This is a genomic window from Parafrigoribacterium mesophilum (assembly GCF_039652555.1).
Classification (GTDB): domain Bacteria; phylum Actinomycetota; class Actinomycetes; order Actinomycetales; family Microbacteriaceae; genus Parafrigoribacterium; species Parafrigoribacterium mesophilum.
In genome coordinates this window covers 1-386 of sequence record NZ_JBDJAF010000016.1, presented here as the reverse complement: position 1 = coordinate 386, position 386 = coordinate 1, and the positions used below count along the sequence as shown (strand labels likewise).

Annotated in this window: 1 protein-coding gene; it reads left to right on the top strand. The window is 70.7% G+C overall.

Annotated elements, in window-relative coordinates; genetic code table 11:
• On the top strand, positions 1–386 hold a 386-nt coding region (locus tag ABFX56_RS15905; protein ID WP_346234344.1), incomplete at both ends, for a DUF222 domain-containing protein.

Below are 386 nucleotides of genomic sequence, written 5' to 3'. Positions count from 1 at the left end.
GCGTGATCCGGCTGACCGCGGCCCTGGATCCGGCCACCGGGGCACCGATCAAGGTCGCGGTCGAAGCGGCGGTCACCCAGATGATTCGGGCCCGCCGCACCGACGCGGACGGCACCGACACCGACCACACCCCGGACGGCACCGATGCGGATAGCACGGTGGTGGGGTCGGTGGTGGCCGATGATCGGTCGGTGCCGCAGATGCAGGCCGACGCGTTGGCGATGATCGCCGGCCACACCCTGGGTTGCAGCCGGATGCCCACCGGTCCGGCGGTGACCATGGTGGTACGCACCGAGTTGACCACGTTGACCGAGGGCCTCGGTCACGGTCACATCGACGGGCTGACCCAGCCGGTCAGTGCCGGCACGATCCGCAAACTGGCCGCC